This window comes from Burkholderia sp. A9 (assembly GCF_000801975.1).
In genome coordinates this window covers 1-515 of sequence record NZ_JSZN01000071.1, presented here as the reverse complement: position 1 = coordinate 515, position 515 = coordinate 1, and the positions used below count along the sequence as shown (strand labels likewise).

The window sequence follows — 515 nt, the reverse complement described above, 5'->3', positions numbered from 1 at the left end:
GCGTCGTCGCCGATCAGCGCGCCGCCCGGGAACACCGTCTTCGGCAGCGACAGCAGGCCGCCCGCGGTGATCGCCCGCGCGCCGTACGACACGCGCTTGCCGCCTTCGAGGAACGCGCGGATCGACGGATGCGTCTTGTAGCGCTGGAATTCCTCGAACGGCGACAGGTACGGGTTCGTGTAGCCGAGGCCGACCACGAAGCCGACCACGACCTGGTTGTTGTCCATGTGATACAGGAACGAGCCGCCGTAGGTATCCGACTTCAACGGCCAGCCGGCCGTGTGGATCACGAGGCCCGGCTTGTGCTTGGCGGGATCGATTTCCCACAGTTCCTTGATGCCGATCCCGTAGGCCTGCGGATCCGCGTTCGCGTCGAGCTTGAACTTCGAGATCAGCTGACGGCCCAGATGACCGCGGCAGCCTTCGGCGAACAGCGTGTACTTCGCGTGCAGCTCCATGCCGAGCTGGAAGTTCTCGGTCGGCTCGCCGTCCTTGCCCACGCCCATGTTGCCGGT

The 515-nt window shown here is 65.6% G+C and carries 1 protein-coding gene; it reads right to left on the bottom strand.

The annotated features are described in order from the left end of the window. Positions 1 to 515, bottom strand: a 515-nt coding sequence (locus tag PI86_RS15460; protein ID WP_039324332.1) for an NAD(P)/FAD-dependent oxidoreductase, incomplete at both ends; no start/stop codon positions are given.